The organism is Shewanella sp. Pdp11 (genome assembly GCF_002838165.1).
Classification (GTDB): Bacteria; Pseudomonadota; Gammaproteobacteria; order Enterobacterales; family Shewanellaceae; genus Shewanella; species Shewanella hafniensis.
Genome location: NZ_CP015194.1, coordinates 4,729,396 through 4,745,932 on the forward strand (window position 1 = coordinate 4,729,396; position 16,537 = coordinate 4,745,932).

Below are 16,537 nucleotides of genomic sequence, written 5' to 3' on the forward strand. Positions count from 1 at the left end.
CTTAAACCTGCTCTGCAGTTGAACGTAGCTCTAATGCGGCCAGTAACTTCTTATGTAACCCGCCAAAGCCACCGTTACTCATCACCACTATGGTGTCGCCCGCCTTGGACGTTGCCGCCACTTTGGCGACCACATCATCAATTTGATGTAACACAGTAACAGGGATCACCGCCGCTTCCATGGCTTCTTTCATATTCCAGTCGATGGTATCGGCTTGATATAAAAAGGCTTCGTCGGCTTGCATCATAGAAAAAGCTAAAGTGTCCTTATGGACACCGCTCTTCATAGTGTTTGAGCGCGGCTCGAGTACTACAGTAATCTTGCTCTGACCGACCTTAGCCCGCATGCCTTTTAAGGTGGTCGCAATCGCCGTTGGGTGGTGAGCGAAATCATCATATACGCTCACGCCATTAACGGTTCCGAGTAATTCGAGTCGACGTTTAGGTGGCATAAACTTAGCTAAGGCTTCAATTGCAGCATTCGGCTTAACCCCCACGTGACGCGCGGCAGCAATCGCCATTATGGCGTTTTCAATATTGTGTTGACCAATCAAATCCCATTCGAGAATCCCTTGAGACTCACCATCAAAAAACACTTCAAAGCGATGGCAATCATCACTTAAGGCTTTGCCATACCAACCACTGCTCGATTCGGCTAAATGATAGTTTTCTTGCTCGCTCCAGCACCCCATCTCAATCGTTTGCTTAACAGCATGGGAATCGGCGGGCCAAATGATCTTGCCTTCGCCAGGTACAGTGCGAACTAAATGATTAAACTGTTTTTGAATCGCAGCCAGATCGGCAAAAATATCAGCATGATCAAACTCAAGATTGTTGATCACTAAGGTACGCGGATGGTAATGCACGAATTTCGAACGTTTATCGAAGAAGGCACTGTCGTATTCGTCGGCCTCAACCACAAAGAAAGCAGTCTTGCCTAAACGCGCCGACACACCAAAGTTTTGCGGTACGCCACCGATTAAAAATCCAGGCTCATAACCGCAATCCTCTAAAATCCAGGCTAACATGCTAGATGTCGAGGTTTTACCGTGAGTGCCAGACACAGCCAGCACCCAACGGTCAGGCAAAATATGATCGGCTAAAAACTGCGGGCCAGAGGTATAAGGGATGCCAATGTTTAACACGGCTTCCACGCAAGGATTACCCCGACTCATAGCATTACCAATCACAACTAAGTCAGGATAATGCCCCGCTTCACCCAGCTGGCTAGGATCAAAACCTTGAATAAGCTCAATGCCTTGGTCCTCTAATTGCGTGCTCATTGGAGGATAGACATTGGCATCCGAGCCCGTCACTCTGTGCCCTTTTGCCCTAGCTAATAACGCTAGACCACCCATGAAGGTTCCACAAATTCCTAAAATATGTACGTGCATACCGCTCGCTCTGATGTGTTGAATTCAACGTCATTCTAATGCATCGAGCGACAGATTGGCAGGTAACAATCGGCGAAAAGCCCTGCAATCATCAATGACAGTTTTTTAATCCATGGATTTCACATTCGAGTTGCAGAACTGAGATTTTTAGATAACAGGTCAACTAACACAAGGCCGAAAACTGTCGCAATGCAGGGTACTATACCCAAACAACCTGAAGATGCAGGAAACTCGTATCTTCAGGTTGCTTGGGTATAGCGTAAGTCTCGATAGAGTTGAGCATGCTGAGAGCGGTGACGAGTAAATAAGAATTGACGTAACGCTTCACGTTCTTCGGTTTCGGCCTGAAACTTAACAAAGGCCAAACCTTTCTCACTACGGATAGGCTCAATATCGATACGTAAAGTCTCGCCATTAGGCAATTGTAATTGCAGATCTTTACTGCCTAGCAATTGCTTAAATTGCTGCTGTGATTTAGCGCGAATAGCCATACCAGAACTGGATAACGAGACAACAGACCATTGCTCACCTTGGTCGTGGTCGAATATCCACACGTCATCGGCTTGGGTTAACCGCCAACTGCGTTCTACTCCCGAGGCATCGAGCACTTCAGGCACACCTAAAGTAGGTTGAAACTGTCCAAAGTCATCCACTTTCATCAGTAGCGGAAACCAGAGTTTATAGGGCCCGACTTCGGCCAATAACGTGAGTTTTGCCTTACCCAAAATCGAAGCGATAACTTGCGGCACTTCAGTTGTGACTGTGAGTACATGATTGACTAGGGGATCGTTGGTGAAGGCAGTGCCCACACGAGTCGGCGAAAAAAGTTCACTAAAACAAGCAAGCTCCTCCGCGGATAATCGAGGTTCATCCATCATGATAAGTCCTCCCAAGTTAAATGCCTTCCCCCAAAAAGTACCACCAAAGCATGATGTTGTACATTTTTACACCAAAATACTGGCAAAAAAGGGAATATAGGCTAGCAAGGCTAAATTCAAGACTCTATTAGCCATTTGCGCTATTTAACTTGGAAAATACAGTGGATTGTTATTCCTCACTTTTTAAACTGCTGTTAGGCGGAGCAAACAAGATACGTAAGCGTTGTTTAACACTCAAGCCTGCCGCTGTAACCTCAGCAAACATGTCTCGCCATTCGCTAAACGTCACTTTAAGGGGATTAAAACTATTCACAGGCTTAGTGATACCGTAGATCACTGTCTCCACTTCGGGCTCAAAAGTACCAAACAGCTTGTCCCAAATAATCAACACACCCGCATAGTTTTTATCGATATATTGGGGATTGCGACCGTGGTGCACCCTGTGATGCGATGGAGTATTAAAGACCCATTCCAGCGGTCCAAGTGATTTAACCGCTTGGGTATGCACAAAAAATTGTAATCCCAGATTGAGTAATACCACAAACACCACCCAGTTTGGGTCGAAACCTATGACCACTAGCGGTAACCAAAATACCCACATGCCTGCAAAGGGATACATTAAACTCTGACGAAACGCAGTGCTAAAATTCATATTCTCAGAGCTATGGTGCACCACGTGAGCCGCCCACATCCAGCGGACTCTGTGGCTCGCCCTGTGGAACCAGTAATAACAAAAGTCCTGCGCAACCATCAAGGCAATAAAGCTCAATGGGCCCATTTCAATATCGAATAACTTCCAACCAAAAATCGCCAAATATAGCTTAGCGATCAGCAAACCAGTGAGTAAATCAGCACCTTGATGCATGGCCGCGAGGCTGAAATTACACAGCACTTCTTGGCCGCGATAACGTGCACTTAACGGTAGCTTTTGTCTTTTATCGCCAAAGTACCATTCCAGCAAAATACACACGAAAAACAAAGGTGCGAGCACCAGCAGTAACACTTCAGGGTGCTGGATCAGCGAGGCGATATCCATATAAGGTCGTCCTGTTTTCTTGTTGTTTTATGATTATTTTTAGTGTTTTTATATCAATTCTGAGCGAGTGTTATAAACCGCATTAAACGCCACAACACAGGCAACAGTGGTCGGTTAGTCGCGTTTGACGACCCGCATTTGGTTACCAGCGGGCATAATGATCTTCGGCGAGTCCCAGCACATTATTCAACTGGTAACTGCGCCCTTGATTATCGGTAATCGTGCCGCTGAAATGACCGATGAATTGACGAAAATTACTCTTAAGCAAGAGCAAATTACGCTTTTCACTGCGGCAATTGCGCGCCGCAAACTGCAAATCCACTTGACCATTTTGACTGTAAACTCGCCAAACCTCGGCGCCGAGCGTGGCGTGTCGATCAAACTCAAACTGCACTGGTCCGAGCAAATGACGCTCGCCATTAATCCAAAAGACATTTTCAGTAGCGCCTGTTTCATTGACACCCGCTGCTAAATTAAGCCCCATTATGCCCTCATGGATCCGCGCGTTGATCGACGCCCAGCGCCAACTCGTATCGCGGCGCATGTAACCCGCCGAAAAATCATAGCCAGCTAAAGCGTGATTCAGCGGTTGCGGTTCATGGGCTACAGTCAAACTACCTTTAACCGTCAAACCATTATGCTTTTGTGTGTAAGTCCAGCCGTTGTATCCAGTAGGACTACACATGGCCATAGGCAAACTTAAGGGAGCTGAGTGCAAAGTCACATCGGCTTGAATATTTTTAGTATCAATCATTAACCGCCAACCGCCCTCTACGATCTCAAAACTTAACTGCGCTCCTTTACGGCCAATACGACTTTCACCCTCAGCGGGTGATGGTGTCATCTGATAGCCAAACCTCAAAGGTTTTAGCCAATCAAGCTGAGTGAGTGTGTTGGTTTTAATATCGTATAAGTAGCAAAATGCACTGCCGACGTAGGCAATATCGGCGAGCGCGATGCCTAGGACATAACGCGGCGTGACCAAAGAGACAAACTGAAATTGTTTATAATCGAAATGCTTGGCCCACGCTGAAGCGGGTTTATCCATAGTATCGAAGTAGGCAAAGTCCACTAAACCTAAGGTTTTAACTATGCCATCAAAATGGCCGAAATGGGGTAAGCCCTTGGGATTGATCAGGCTATCTGGGGCGATTTGCGTTGCTATCGTTAACATGACTAAGCCTTACAGAAAGGACGCGGGAGCATTTGTGCTCTCTCATTCTAAACATCGAATTTTTACTCTAACCTGTCCCCCTTTGCATTAAAAGAGTGCAAGGCTAAAATGTTGTCACTTTGTTGCGGTCGAGTATTCTGTTTACAGCTTTAATATCCAAGGTTCTAAAACGAAAAAAGCGCCAAGGGCGCTTAATTGAGGCTAATAGATAATATTTGCGAGTTAGAATCGATAACTCACGCCAAAGTTGACCCCTTGCAGCTCTAACTCTTTCATTGGCACATATTGGTACTCAAGATTGAGTCCAAAGCCAGAGCGAAAACGATATTGCCAACCCACGGCGCCGTAAAATCCTACATCATCCGAATCCATCTCTTGCTTATCCATCTCATAACTCACTTTGGTATAAGCGGCGCCGAGCTTGGCGTACAGACTATTACCACGAGACAACGCATATTCGCTATAAGCAGTGGTTCTGATACCTTGGTAATGTAAATCTTTGATTTCACTGATACCACTAATAAGTGCACTCGCCACTCCACCCGTCCCCGTTAAATACCCCGCTTCAAAACCAAAATGCTCATTAAGCATAAAGCGATAATACAAGTCACTGGTGAAGGTATCACCTGCATCATATTTACCGCTGTTGGTTTCAAATTCTTGAGTACCGTAGCCTAAACTGCCGCCGAGTATATGGGCAGAATCCCCCGCGAATGCATTGGTGCTAATGATGCTTGACGCCATTGTCAGGCCCACAACAATCGAAATTAACGACAGTTTTGACATGTTTTGCTCCAGATGAAATGAACTAACCCATAGTGAACACTGGATGTTATCACTGTAAGCTGTACTCCAACTGAATCGAGGTGTTCTGTGGCATCAAAAGTGATTTCTGGTATGCTGTAGCCACTTTTACTTGTACGAGAGATCCCATGAAACGGCTATTACTGACTTTGACTTTTCCCCTGCTGTTTGCGGGCTGTGCCAGCCAAAACCCGACTCATATGGCTTTCAGTCCCCAAGTGCCCAATATCAGTCAACAAACGGCGCAATCTGTACCTATCTCTCTTGAAACCGTCGATACGCGCACCGTCGATTATGTTGCTCGTTTTATTGAAGAAGGGACAAAAACACGTTTGGTCGGCCCGAGTGAACCGCCTAAATTACTGCTCGATGAAGTATTCCGCGCAGGCTTTAGCCAAGCGGGTTATCAAATCGATCCTAGCGCGACTAATTCAGTGCAAATTCAATTAGAAGAATTGCAAATGGATGTCACTAAAAAGACTTTTGGCTATGAGGCAAAACACAGTGTGTTAATCGCAGTGCAAGCCAAAAACTCAACCCAAGAACTGGTTAAACGTTACAAGGCAAAAGGCACCTTGAAAGGCCCTTTAACGCCCGATTTTGCGACCTTAGAGCTGGATATGAATAAATTACTCGGCCAACTCACAGGTGAAATTCTCAATGATCCTGAGCTTAATCAGTTTCTACAACAATAACAGCGTCAGTTTATTATAAGGAAATCAATATGCTCCGTTGGATATCAGCCCTCTTATTTCTCTTTATGAGTCACAATAGCCTCGCACTCGACATTCAAGCCGATACCTTGTATCCCAGAGTCGAATTTGACACTAGTTTAGGCAAAATAGTGGTCGAGCTAGATAGGACACGCGCACCGATCACTGTCGATAACTTTTTAACCTATGTCGTCAAAGGCGAATACGACAACACGATATTTCACCGTGTGATCAGTGACTTTGTGGTGCAAGGCGGTGGACTCACCCCTAAGTATGAAGAGTTGCCTGACGGCAAGCCGATAGTCAACGAATCAGGAAATGGTCTCACCAACAGCATAGGCACTATCGCCATGGCGCGGGAAAACGAGCCGCACTCAGCCACACGCCAGTTCTACTTCAACGTGGCCGACAATACTAAGCTCGACCCATCCAAACGCCGTTGGGGTTATGCCGTATTTGGTGAAGTGATTGAAGGTAAAACTGTCCTCGAAGCTATGGCTGTCGTTGAGACAGGCACGAACACTAAGCTCAATTGGCCTGACGTCCCTGTGACACCTATCGTATTGAAAACCGCTAAGTTATTACCTAAACAGTAATCCAAAAATAATTTCGAGCAAAAGCGCTAATTTTGCATCTATACTGTTATAGCAAACAGAAAGGAGGCAAACGATGACAGCAACTGAGTTCATCGATAATAAAGCGCCCCAACTCGCCTTTTATGGAAAAGCGTTTTTGAGTGAAGAACTCGACTTCCATGAAGTGCAACTTTACTTATGGGACACGTTAGAAGAATGGCAGCAATTGAATTCGACTGGCGAAGCGCAAACGGAAACTGAAAAAGTGTTTTGGCACTTGCTTCACAGCTTTAACAGGTGGCCTGACTGTGTGATCCGCGGTAATCAATATCTGCGTAAGCAAGTTAATGATTGCTGTGACTATCTGAGTTTAGGCGGCCGAGTGCCGCAGGGATGCGTCGGGATAAGACCCTAAGTTCAGCATTCCTATCGATAGAAAATGGCCCTGTTATCAGGGCCTTTTTTTATCGCGCAATTCATTCCTCCCCCTTCATTTTTGTGATCTCTTTTACTTAAGGTATTAATACAGGCAATCAATGCCGACAATTAATGCTGACGATAAAAACCGCTGTAAACGCTTAGCAACAGAAGATTAACGCTTAAGCCATATTCAATCACCAAAATGCGCCAAACGAGAGCCTTGTACAAAAGGAATGCCATTAGCCCTTGAACCCTATGGCACCTTACCCGTAAGCTAGGCGGATTAAACACTTAGACTCATACCTATGTCCGCAACAGGTTTTATTCAACGTACACTCGATGCACTCAGCGTCTATTATCATAAGCGGGTTTTGATCCTGTTATTACTGGGTTTTTCCGCCGGCCTACCATTAATGTTGGTATTTTCAACATTATCCTTTTGGTTGCGTGAAGCCGGTGTTGATCGCACTTCAATCGGTTATTTCAGCTGGATAGCCTTAGCCTATGCGTTTAAATGGGCTTGGTCACCCTTAGTCGATCGGCTTTCATTGCCGCTGCTAACTCGATTTCTTGGCCGACGCCGCAGCTGGATGCTATTCGCTCAGCTGTTATTAGTTGGCGCTATCTTAGGTATGTCATTCAGCGATCCGCTCAAGGATCTCGAACGCTTAGCGCTATTCGCATTAATGGTCGCCTTTGCTTCCGCCACCCAAGATATTGTGATTGATGCCTTTCGAATTGAATCCGCACCTGAAAAGATGCAAGCCGCATTAGCCGCCGCCTATCAAGTGGGTTACCGCAGCGCCATGATAGTCGCCACCGCAGGTGCACTCACGATAGCGGCTTGGGTCGAACCCGGTAACACAGCATACAACTTAGTGGCCTGGCAAACCTCTTACCTGATTATGGCGGGCTTGATGTCCGTGGGGATTTTGACCACGCTTTTTAGCCGTGAGCCCAAAGTCGATACCCGCGCCGCCGATGCAACCGAACTAGCATTAAAGCAACGTTTAAGCGCCACTTATCCAAGCGTTATCGCCGCTGGCATGTCTTGGGTTTACACGGCCAGTATTTTGCCTTTTATCGACTTTTTCAAACGCTATGGCCGCAGCGCTATCCTCATCCTATTGCTGATTTCTTGCTACCGGATCTCAGATATTGTGATGGGCATTATGGCGAACGTCTTTTATGTCGATATGGGCTTCACTAAAGAAGAAATTGCCTATTTGAGTAAAATCTATGGCCTAATCATGACCTTAGTCGGCGCAGCCTTTGGCGGTATTTTGTTAGCGCGTTATGGCACGATGAAGATCCTTTTCCTCGGCGCGTTACTGGTGGCGGTAACCAATCTGTTGTTCGCGTGGCAGGCGGTGCTTGGCTACAACGTGCCCTTTTTAACCTTTGCCATTTCCGTGGACAACTTTAGCGCAGGAATCGCCACGGCGGCCTTTATCGCCTACCTATCGAGTCTCACCAGCAGCGGCTACAGTGCGACGCAATATGCTTTACTGTCGTCGATTATGTTGCTGTTCCCTAAGTTTATCGCGGGCTTTTCGGGGGCTTATGTCGACGCATTTGGCTATGTGAACTTCTTTGTCGCCGCCAGTGTGATTGGGTTTCCTGTGTTGTTTTTGGTTATCTTAGTTAACAAGTATGCGCCGCACCCCAGCACATCGTTAACTGATGGTACGTCAAAAGATACAGCAGCAAACTCGGATTAAAATCTTAAAACACTTACGATATCAATAAAAAAAGCCCTCACACCTTAGTGTGAGGGCTTTTACATTTAAAGACGAAATGGCAAACGCGATACTGAATCACGTTAAACCAAATTTGCTCGATTAATCTTTAAAGTTATCAAATTGGAAGGGCTGGCCTAACTCAGACTCACGTGCCAACGCCATGACAGCTTGTAAATCGTCACGTTTTTTACCTGTAACTCGTACTTTCTCGCCTTGAATAGACGCTTGCACTTTAAGTTTGCTGTCTTTAATTAGCTTGACCAGTTTTTTAGCGATTAAGGTTTCGATACCTTCTTTAAACTTCACTTTGAGGGAGAAGGTTTTACCGCTGTGGATGGCTTTCTCATCGACTTCCATCGAAGACGGATCCACATTACGTTTGCTCAGTTGCATACGTAAAATGTCCACTAATTGTTGGCATTGGAAGTCATCTTCAGCGGTTAACGTGACCACATGATCCTTATATTCCACGTCAGCCGTTTTACCGCGAAAATCGAAACGGGTCGCCAGCTCACGCTTAGTATTATCAACCGCATTACGCAGTTCAACTTCATTCACTTCTGACACAATATCCATTGAAGGCATAGTTTTTATGTCCCATATCAAATTAATATGCAGCTAGTTTACCCACACACAGGCCTAAGTTGAAGGTAAAGCCTAGAATAAAAGCGTAATCATGGATGACTTTAGTGGTGGATTTTCCTATCATTGCCCCACTCTAAGCTAATGCAAACATATTTGTGATAACTAAAAACACCCTATTTAAGCTGGCTTTAGCCGTAGCCTTTGTCGTGATCAGTTATCTGGTATTTTCCAGACCAACCTATTCGCAAAGTATTCCGAATATCGACAAGGTAGGCCATCTTGGGAGCTTTTTTTGCCTCTCCTATCTCTCCTACCTCGCTTTCAAACCTAAGTGGTATTGGCTATCGCTCACATTGGCAAGCTATGCCATTTTAATTGAGCTAGTGCAATCGCGTTTACCCTATCGAAGCGCCTCTGTGGCGGATGTTATCGCCGACTTTGCGGGCATAGCGCTGTTCTACTTTTGTAATTGGGCCTATGGCAAATACTTCCGTGCGGCTCAGTTGCGGGAAGATTAGTTCGAACGCAATACATGGGCGCTGATACAGAAACCTTAAGGCTGCGAATATGACTCATGCTGTGGATATTGCCATTTTAGGTGCAGGTGCCGTAGGACAACTGATCTGTCGCCAATTGACCGTAGCGGGCATGAATGTCGGTTTTATCGGCCGTAATGCCCTCGAAGCTAGCCAGCAAGTACTGAGTTTCACCCCATTAGCGTCTGCCGATGACAAGCAACAGCAGATACACGCTATCCCGTATTCGGTACCTATCTTAACTGCCGATGCGCTCGACAATATCCGTCTGGTGATTGTCTGCGTTAAAGCCTATCAAGTGCTTGATGCGCTTTCTCCCTTACTCAAGCAACTGCCTAATCAATGTCATATTTTGTTATTACACAATGGCATGGGACCTCATTTAGCACTGGCACCGCTCATTGATACACAAACTAATGGCAGAGGGCTAAGCTTAGGGACAACGTCCCAAGGGGTGTTACGCCAAGCCGCTTGGCAGATTAAGCAAACCGGACAAGGGCTAACTCAGCTGGGGCATTTCACAGGCGAAGAGCTGACAGAGCATTATCGCAACGCTTTGCTGGCGGCCATTCCGAACAGTGAATGGGTCGATGCGATTGTGCCTTGCCTGTGGCAAAAACTTGCAGTCAATGCCGCCATTAATCCGCTCACTGCGCTATATCAATGCCCAAATGGCATACTGGCTGAGCCAGATTTTAGTGGCATGATAAATAGTATTCTCGATGAGTTGATCATGGTTGCCGCACATGATGGTGTGTCGCTTGATAAATCATTTTTGCACGATAGGGTCTACCAAGTGATCCGTCTCACTGCGGGGAACTTCTCTTCGATGCACCAAGATATTGCGCATAAAAGGCGAACCGAGATTGACCAAATTAACGGCTATATCTGTGATCGCGCACAAGCGCACGGTTTAAGTGCGCCAGTCAATGCCGAGCTCAGGGTGCGAGTCAAACAGTTAGCCGTTTAAGCGATGAAAACTTGCCTAGTCAACCTAAACTTAATCTGCTGTTTAATAAAAGTAATCTGTAAATCACGCGTTAATTTCTCACATTCATACAGCACATTAAAACGCTGACTCCCCTCGCTTTATATCCACTCGACACTATCTGCACTGATACTTGTCAGCGACACTTAACTTGCACCAATAAAACGCACCAATTCAGGGCGATTAAATTCTGTCTTGCACCGTTTTGCATCAATCTTTCATGCAATTTCGGTGCGACTGAATGTTAACACAATGATAATAAATGCTTTGTTTATATGGCCTGATTCCTGCTTTATTCCAATAAATTGAGCCTGAAGTTTGTTGGAGAGAAAATTGAAACTGGTCACTGCAATCATTAAACCGTTCAAATTAGACGATGTACGTGAAGCCTTAACGCAGCTGAACGTCCATGGCATGACTGTTACTGAAGTGCGCGGCTTTGGCCGTCAAAAGGGCCATACTGAGTTATATCGTGGCGCCGAATACGCAGTGGACTTTTTACCTAAGATGAAGCTCGAAGTCGCCATTCACTCAGATCAAGAAGAAGCCGTCATCGAAGCCATTATTGCCGCTGCCCATACGGGCAAAGTCGGCGATGGCAAAATTTTTGTGACCGAACTCCAACAAGTCGTGCGCATTCGCACTTCGGAAGAAGGAGTGGACGCCCTATGATGCTAGCGAACTTCAGACTCAGTTTTAAATATCTATTGATATTATTCAGTATGTTGGCGACCAATGCTGTCGCCGATGAGGGTCAGTTCAGCGCCGCAAATACTGCGTGGGTCTTAAGCTCATCCGCGCTGGTGTTGTTGATGACCTTACCCGGATTAGCCTTGTTTTATGGCGGCTTAGTGCGCAGCAAGAACGTGCTCTCGATCTTGATGCAATGCTTCTCGATCGCCGCCCTTGCCTCCGTTTTATGGTTTGCCATAGGTTATTCGCTCGCCTTCGATGCGGGCAATAGTTTTATCGGTGGCTTAGGTAAAGCATTACTGTCGGGCATTGGCCGAGATAGTCTCAGTGGGGATATTCCTGAGCCCCTGTTTATGCTATTTCAAATGACCTTTGCCATTATAACGCCAGCATTGATCATCGGTGGCTTTGCCGAGCGAATGAAATTTTCGGCCGTGCTCATCTTTTCTGGAGCATGGTTATTATTGGTTTATGCGCCGATCACCCACTGGGTGTGGGGCGGTGGCTGGTTAGCCCAGCTAGGACTGTATGATTTCGCGGGCGGAACCGTAGTGCATATTACCGCCGGGGTTGCAGCGCTCGTGGCCGCTAAAGTGCTAGGTCCGCGCAAGGGATTTTTAAACTCAGCGATTATGCCACACAACCTCACCATGACAGTCACAGGTGCGGGCATGCTGTGGGTCGGTTGGTTCGGTTTTAATGGTGGTAGCGCGCTTGGCGCCAATGGCACTGCAGCCATGGCGATTCTAGCAACTCATCTAGCCGCTTCTATGGGCGCGATGACTTGGGCAGCAATTGAGTGGATTAAATTTGGCAAACCCAGCGCCCTTGGCATAGTCACTGGCATGGTAGCAGGCTTAGGCACTATCACTCCGGCGTCTGGTTATGTTGGCCCTGCGGGTGCCTTAGTGATTGGTTTACTCGGCGGGATCGTGTGTTTTTACTCAACGGTCTATATCAAACAGAAACTAAAGATCGATGACTCCTTAGACGTTTTCCCCGTGCACGGGGTCGGCGGCATTCTCGGAACCCTTTTAGCCGGCGTGTTTAGCTCGACCCAATTAGGCGTCTTCAGCGGCTACGGTTTTGCGGCCGTGAACGAAACCATGATAGACCAACTTGGGGTACAGATTATCGGGGTCGCGGCAACATTCACTTATACAGCAGTCGTCACTTGGTTACTATTTGTGATAATCCGCAAGCTACTCGGCGGCCTGCGTGTCAGCACTGAGCAAGAAGTAAACGGCTTAGATTTATCGGAACACGAAGAAACTGGTTATAGTCTTTAAGCGCTATAGTCTTTAAACGCTTTCGGCTACAACTTGAGCTATAACGCCTGAGCAGCAATAAGGGCACCTAAGTGCCCTTATTGCTGACTAGTTTGATGATGCTAACGTTTAAAATGCTCGACTAACCATAACTTTAAATCAGCCAGCTTCATCGGCTTAGCAAAAAGATATCCTTGTAAAAAATGCACTTGGCGACTGGTTAAATAATCCGCCTGCTCCTGCGTCTCAACCCCTTCTGCCACCACGACATAATTCATCTTATGGGAAAGTTCAATAATAGTATCAAGCACATGGGAAGTGACAGAATCTTGTCCTATGGTATCGATAAAACATTTATCAATTTTCAGATAGTCTAACGGCATCGTTTGCAGCAGGGATAAAGTGGTTTGCCCAGTACCAAAGTCATCGATGGCCACTAGAATCCCCAACTGGCGTAAGCTTTCAATGCGCTGGCAAATATCCGGCGTTAATAATTGCCGTTCGGTGATTTCAATCAAAGGCTTAACGCCAATGCGTTCCAGTGAATCCCGCAAATGAATAAATTTCGACTCAATATCATCCTGCGTAAAGTGTTCTGGCGCCACGTTAAACGCAATTCTAAAACCCGGTTCGACCTTCATATCGGCAAAATCTTTTAATGCCCGCTCAAAGATATAGTTAGTCAATGGGACGATTAACTTACCCTCTTCGGCAATGGGTATAAACAAATCAGGCCGCACTAAGCCCATTTGCGGATGCTGCCAACGCACTAATGCTTCAACGCCTTTGGCCTTACCATCCTCGGCACAAATCACTGGCTGATAAACTAAGAAAAACTCTTCGTTTTCTATCCCACTGCGAATGTCATCGGCGAGGGAATGGCGAGTGACCCTTGAATAGAGCACAAATAGGATAGTCCCCGTAATCAAGCCGATACTAACGGGCAAAGAGATGGCCAAAAATATCCAAAAGAAATGCCAGAAAAAAGCAGGTGACATTTCTAGTAACACTGAAAAATTATGCTTATCAGAATCGAGCGTCATCACCTCATTTTTCACAAATCCGAGTGACTCTGGAATCGTTTTACCATTGATTGCTAAAGCAACATTCACAACAGCGCTAGGGAACACATCGGGCTGTACAAAGGAATCTACTAAATATTTCCCTTCAATAATCACAGCGGCGCCATGCTGAGATACCGGTTCCCAGTTTGATGCCACTATCGCTGGCACCTCAGGCATAAAAGGCGTGCCGCCAATAATAAACTGGTTAGGTATTTCAAGATTTTCAGTGGCACTGACTATGCCTAAAGGTACGTCAATATCACCTGTTTTAGATGAGCAATAAACACGTTGTGAATCAAATATTAAAGCAGAGCGGAAGTAAGGTTGGAACAACATATAGTTGTATAACTCTTGGCACTCAGAATCCTTCAATGCCAATGCATAATGGCTGATTTCATCGGCATGAGAGATTAAAGTATCAATGTGACCAACATAAATCGCCCCCACACCTTTGACTTTATCTTCCACAAAATACTGTGCAGAGAGATAACTTGCTACCACAGCAACCCCAATGGGAAACAATATCACTGCCAGCCATTGCCATAATGGCAGATTTAATTTTGCTATTTTTCTTCGCATAGTTCTCTGTTTAGTTCCTTAACTCGCACAGCACACGGTTAAAAATGGTATCAAAATCTAAGTTGTAAGGTATGTATATGTTTGTATCTCAGTTCATGTCAGCTTGATATAAACAGGCTAAATCGCATTTTATTCTAGTATAAAAAATCAGAATGACATCAAGGAGTTTTAAACTATTCCCACATCACTAAAATGGCGGCCATAGCGATCAAGACTAACCCTAGCATATCTTTTATCTGTACTTTTTCCTTCAACCAAAAAGTGGCAATCAAGATCATAAAGAAGACTTCAACTTGACCTAAAGTCTTCACATAAGGCACAGCCTGTAGCGACATAGCACTAAACCAGCCGATAGAACCTAAACAACTGGCGGTACTGGTGAGTAAAGTTAGCTTGGGACGCTGCCATAACGCTGTCAGTGTGGATTTATCCTTAATTAACAGATAACTGACTAACAACAGCGTCTGTAAGCTGATCACGAATAACAGTACCCAAGCGGCGCTATGGGGAAAGCCGATATTCAAACGCAAACTCGCCTCCCGCACCCAAAGCGATGTTAGCGCAAACGAAGTACCACAGGCTAAACCAATCAATACCGTATTGAGCGACAGACTTCGAAGGCCTTGTTTGGCACTCATCAAAAAAATTGCCACACCACCTAGCAATACACCTGACCAACCTAATGGCGATAAATGCGTCCCAAAAAACACTGTCCCTAATATCGCCGCAACGACAGCTTCGCTCTTTGCTAGCCCTGCCCCAATGGCAAAGTTCTGTTGCTTGAACAGTTTTACCATCAAACCTGTTGCTAGGATTTGCATCGCCGATGCACCTAAAATAAAACCGATAAAACGGCCGCTAAAATCGGGGATACCGACATCCTGCCAAAGATATAAACCTGCTAGGTACACGGCAGCAATAGGCCCTGCCCAAATAAAACGCGCTAAGGTCACACCCGCAACACTCACCTCTTTACTGAGCTGGCTTTGAAACGCATTACGCCAAGCCTGCATAAATGCCGCCAGCAAAGTTAATAAGATCCACATGTAGGTATTCCGTAAAGAATGAGGTCGGCAATAGAGACGAGAGTTAGGCAAGCCTCATCATAAAACATTCATGTTTCAGATAGCCATGGGGTGATGGCAGTCTAATTTTTTCTGCTGAAAAACAAAGCCCCGAACGAGTCGGGGCTTTGAGATTTAGTTACTAATTCATTAAGTCTTAGCTTGCGATTACTTGCTGGTATCTATGGGATCGAAAGACTTAACCAAATCATCGATTGCTTTCATCTGCTTCAGATAATTTTCTAACTGATGCAAAGGCAGCGCACAAGGGCCGTCGCACTTAGCGTTATCAGGATCGGGATGGGCTTCTATGAATAGACCCGCTAAACCTAGCGCCATACCACTGCGCGCTAACTCGGTCGCCTGTGCACGACGCCCGCCCGCAGAATCGGCACGGCCACCAGGGCGTTGCAGCGCATGGGTCGCATCGAAAATGACAGGGTAACCAGATTGTTTCATCTCATCCATGCCCAACATATCAACGACTAAGTTGTTATAGCCGAAGCTTGAACCACGTTCACACAGGATGATCTCGTCATTACCCGCTTCGTTAAACTTAGTGATGATGTGGCGCATTTCGTGCGGCGCTAAAAACTGTGGCTTTTTCACGTTAATGATAGCGCCGGTTTTTGCCATAGCGACAACCAGATCTGTCTGACGGGCCAAGAATGCTGGCAACTGAATGATATCAACCACTTCAGCAACAGGTGCACACTGGTGTACTTCATGCACGTCAGTGATCAAAGGTAAGTTAAAGGTCTTTTTGATTTCTTCAAAAATCTTCAAACCTTCTTCCATACCTGGGCCACGGTAGGAGTTGATTGAAGAGCGATTCGCCTTATCAAAGGACGCCTTAAACACATAAGGAATACCCAGTTTTTGGGTCACTTCGGCGTAGGTTTCAGCAATCGACATAGCGAGATCGCGAGACTCAAGCACGTTCATGCCACCAAACAACACGAAAGGTTTATCGTTAGCAATCTCGATTGAACCTAGGTTTATGATTTTATTACTCATCGCAACTT

The 16,537-nt window shown here is 45.9% G+C and carries 17 protein-coding genes; 8 read left to right on the forward strand and 9 right to left on the reverse strand.

Features of this window, described 5'->3' with window-relative positions; all coding sequences use genetic code 11:
• Position 1 precedes the first annotated feature (1 nt).
• From mpl to AYJ58_RS20780, 5 genes are all read right to left on the reverse strand, one after another.
• Positions 2 to 1,393, reverse strand: coding sequence for a UDP-N-acetylmuramate:L-alanyl-gamma-D-glutamyl-meso-diaminopimelate ligase (mpl, locus tag AYJ58_RS20760; protein WP_106651561.1), 1,392 nt, complete (start codon positions 1,391 to 1,393; stop codon positions 2 to 4).
• Between the two features lie 239 nt (positions 1,394 to 1,632).
• Positions 1,633 to 2,271 (reverse strand): hypothetical protein, encoded by a 639-nt coding sequence (locus AYJ58_RS20765; RefSeq protein ID WP_106651562.1) that lies wholly within the window; start codon positions 2,269 to 2,271, stop codon positions 1,633 to 1,635.
• A 169-nt stretch (positions 2,272 to 2,440) separates the two neighbouring features.
• Positions 2,441 to 3,307, reverse strand: a complete 867-nt coding sequence (locus AYJ58_RS20770; protein ID WP_106651563.1) for a sterol desaturase family protein — start codon at positions 3,305 to 3,307, stop codon at positions 2,441 to 2,443.
• 142 nt (positions 3,308 to 3,449) lie between these two features.
• Positions 3,450 to 4,481, reverse strand: coding sequence for a DUF2804 domain-containing protein (locus tag AYJ58_RS20775; RefSeq protein ID WP_106651564.1), 1,032 nt, complete (start codon positions 4,479 to 4,481; stop codon positions 3,450 to 3,452).
• Between the two features lie 222 nt (positions 4,482 to 4,703).
• Complete coding sequence (locus AYJ58_RS20780; RefSeq protein WP_106651565.1) at positions 4,704 to 5,267, reverse strand: porin family protein; 564 nt, start codon at positions 5,265 to 5,267, stop codon at positions 4,704 to 4,706.
• 146 nt (positions 5,268 to 5,413) lie between these two features.
• Here AYJ58_RS20780 and AYJ58_RS20785 point away from each other — a divergent pair, with 146 nt between their 5' ends.
• The 4 genes from AYJ58_RS20785 (at position 5,414) to AYJ58_RS20800 (ending at position 8,714) form a co-directional block, all read left to right on the forward strand.
• Positions 5,414 to 5,980, forward strand: a complete 567-nt coding sequence (locus tag AYJ58_RS20785) for a YajG family lipoprotein (RefSeq protein WP_106651566.1) — start codon at positions 5,414 to 5,416, stop codon at positions 5,978 to 5,980.
• Positions 5,981 to 6,009: 29 nt separating this feature from the next.
• Entirely contained in the window at positions 6,010 to 6,594 is a 585-nt protein-coding gene (locus tag AYJ58_RS20790; RefSeq protein ID WP_106651567.1) for a peptidylprolyl isomerase, read from the forward strand.
• A gap of 73 nt (positions 6,595 to 6,667) precedes the next feature.
• Entirely contained in the window at positions 6,668 to 6,988 is a 321-nt protein-coding gene (locus tag AYJ58_RS20795) for a hypothetical protein (RefSeq protein WP_006080276.1), read from the forward strand.
• A 310-nt stretch (positions 6,989 to 7,298) separates the two neighbouring features.
• On the forward strand, positions 7,299 to 8,714 hold the full coding sequence (locus AYJ58_RS20800; protein WP_106651568.1) for an AmpG family muropeptide MFS transporter: 1,416 nt from the start codon (positions 7,299 to 7,301) through the stop codon (positions 8,712 to 8,714).
• Between the two features lie 120 nt (positions 8,715 to 8,834).
• On the opposite strand, the gene AYJ58_RS20805 is transcribed toward AYJ58_RS20800, so the two are convergent.
• Positions 8,835 to 9,320 (reverse strand): YajQ family cyclic di-GMP-binding protein, encoded by a 486-nt coding sequence (locus AYJ58_RS20805; RefSeq protein WP_006080274.1) that lies wholly within the window; start codon positions 9,318 to 9,320, stop codon positions 8,835 to 8,837.
• Positions 9,321 to 9,475: 155 nt separating this feature from the next.
• On the opposite strand from AYJ58_RS20805, the gene AYJ58_RS20810 reads away from it, so the two are divergent.
• From AYJ58_RS20810 to AYJ58_RS20825, 4 genes are all read left to right on the forward strand, one after another.
• The gene (locus AYJ58_RS20810; RefSeq protein WP_006080272.1) at positions 9,476 to 9,838 is read left to right on the forward strand and encodes a VanZ family protein; all 363 of its coding nucleotides are present in this window, start codon (positions 9,476 to 9,478) and stop codon (positions 9,836 to 9,838) included.
• Between the two features lie 49 nt (positions 9,839 to 9,887).
• Positions 9,888 to 10,826 (forward strand): ketopantoate reductase family protein, encoded by a 939-nt coding sequence (locus AYJ58_RS20815; RefSeq protein WP_106651569.1) that lies wholly within the window; start codon positions 9,888 to 9,890, stop codon positions 10,824 to 10,826.
• A gap of 351 nt (positions 10,827 to 11,177) precedes the next feature.
• Positions 11,178 to 11,516, forward strand: coding sequence for a P-II family nitrogen regulator (locus tag AYJ58_RS20820; RefSeq protein ID WP_006080270.1), 339 nt, complete (start codon positions 11,178 to 11,180; stop codon positions 11,514 to 11,516).
• Positions 11,513 to 12,826, forward strand: coding sequence for an ammonium transporter (locus tag AYJ58_RS20825; RefSeq protein WP_106651570.1), 1,314 nt, complete (start codon positions 11,513 to 11,515; stop codon positions 12,824 to 12,826). Before AYJ58_RS20820 ends, AYJ58_RS20825 begins: the two co-directional genes overlap by 4 nt.
• A gap of 101 nt (positions 12,827 to 12,927) precedes the next feature.
• Here AYJ58_RS20825 and AYJ58_RS20830 read toward each other — a convergent pair whose 3' ends face one another.
• The 3 genes from AYJ58_RS20830 to kdsA form a co-directional block, all read right to left on the reverse strand.
• Positions 12,928 to 14,448 carry an EAL domain-containing protein gene (locus AYJ58_RS20830; protein ID WP_106651571.1) on the reverse strand — a complete coding sequence of 507 codons (1,521 nt, stop codon included), beginning with the start codon at positions 14,446 to 14,448 and terminating at the stop codon, positions 12,928 to 12,930.
• 173 nt (positions 14,449 to 14,621) lie between these two features.
• Entirely contained in the window at positions 14,622 to 15,494 is an 873-nt protein-coding gene (locus tag AYJ58_RS20835; protein WP_106651572.1) for a DMT family transporter, read from the reverse strand.
• A 186-nt stretch (positions 15,495 to 15,680) separates the two neighbouring features.
• Complete coding sequence (gene kdsA / locus AYJ58_RS20840) at positions 15,681 to 16,529, reverse strand: 3-deoxy-8-phosphooctulonate synthase (protein WP_071938555.1); 849 nt, start codon at positions 16,527 to 16,529, stop codon at positions 15,681 to 15,683.
• Positions 16,530 to 16,537 lie beyond the last annotated feature (8 nt).

Excerpts from the sequence above, each read along its gene's own strand:
- mpl (WP_106651561.1), bottom strand. The coding sequence starts at position 1,393 with ATGCACGTACATATTTTAGGAATTTGTGGAACCTTCATGGGTGGTCTA.
- AYJ58_RS20765 (WP_106651562.1), bottom strand. The coding sequence starts at position 2,271 with ATGATGGATGAACCTCGATTATCCGCGGAGGAGCTTGCTTGTTTTAGT.
- AYJ58_RS20770 (WP_106651563.1), bottom strand. The coding sequence starts at position 3,307 with ATGGATATCGCCTCGCTGATCCAGCACCCTGAAGTGTTACTGCTGGTG.
- AYJ58_RS20775 (WP_106651564.1), bottom strand. The coding sequence starts at position 4,481 with ATGTTAACGATAGCAACGCAAATCGCCCCAGATAGCCTGATCAATCCC.
- AYJ58_RS20780 (WP_106651565.1), bottom strand. The coding sequence starts at position 5,267 with ATGTCAAAACTGTCGTTAATTTCGATTGTTGTGGGCCTGACAATGGCG.
- AYJ58_RS20785 (WP_106651566.1), top strand. The coding sequence starts at position 5,414 with ATGAAACGGCTATTACTGACTTTGACTTTTCCCCTGCTGTTTGCGGGC.
- AYJ58_RS20790 (WP_106651567.1), top strand. The coding sequence starts at position 6,010 with ATGCTCCGTTGGATATCAGCCCTCTTATTTCTCTTTATGAGTCACAAT.
- AYJ58_RS20795 (WP_006080276.1), top strand. The coding sequence starts at position 6,668 with ATGACAGCAACTGAGTTCATCGATAATAAAGCGCCCCAACTCGCCTTT.
- AYJ58_RS20800 (WP_106651568.1), top strand. The coding sequence starts at position 7,299 with ATGTCCGCAACAGGTTTTATTCAACGTACACTCGATGCACTCAGCGTC.
- AYJ58_RS20805 (WP_006080274.1), bottom strand. The coding sequence starts at position 9,320 with ATGCCTTCAATGGATATTGTGTCAGAAGTGAATGAAGTTGAACTGCGT.
- AYJ58_RS20815 (WP_106651569.1), top strand. The coding sequence starts at position 9,888 with ATGACTCATGCTGTGGATATTGCCATTTTAGGTGCAGGTGCCGTAGGA.
- AYJ58_RS20825 (WP_106651570.1), top strand. The coding sequence starts at position 11,513 with ATGATGCTAGCGAACTTCAGACTCAGTTTTAAATATCTATTGATATTA.
- AYJ58_RS20830 (WP_106651571.1), bottom strand. The coding sequence starts at position 14,448 with ATGCGAAGAAAAATAGCAAAATTAAATCTGCCATTATGGCAATGGCTG.
- AYJ58_RS20835 (WP_106651572.1), bottom strand. The coding sequence starts at position 15,494 with ATGTGGATCTTATTAACTTTGCTGGCGGCATTTATGCAGGCTTGGCGT.
- kdsA (WP_071938555.1), bottom strand. The coding sequence starts at position 16,529 with ATGAGTAATAAAATCATAAACCTAGGTTCAATCGAGATTGCTAACGAT.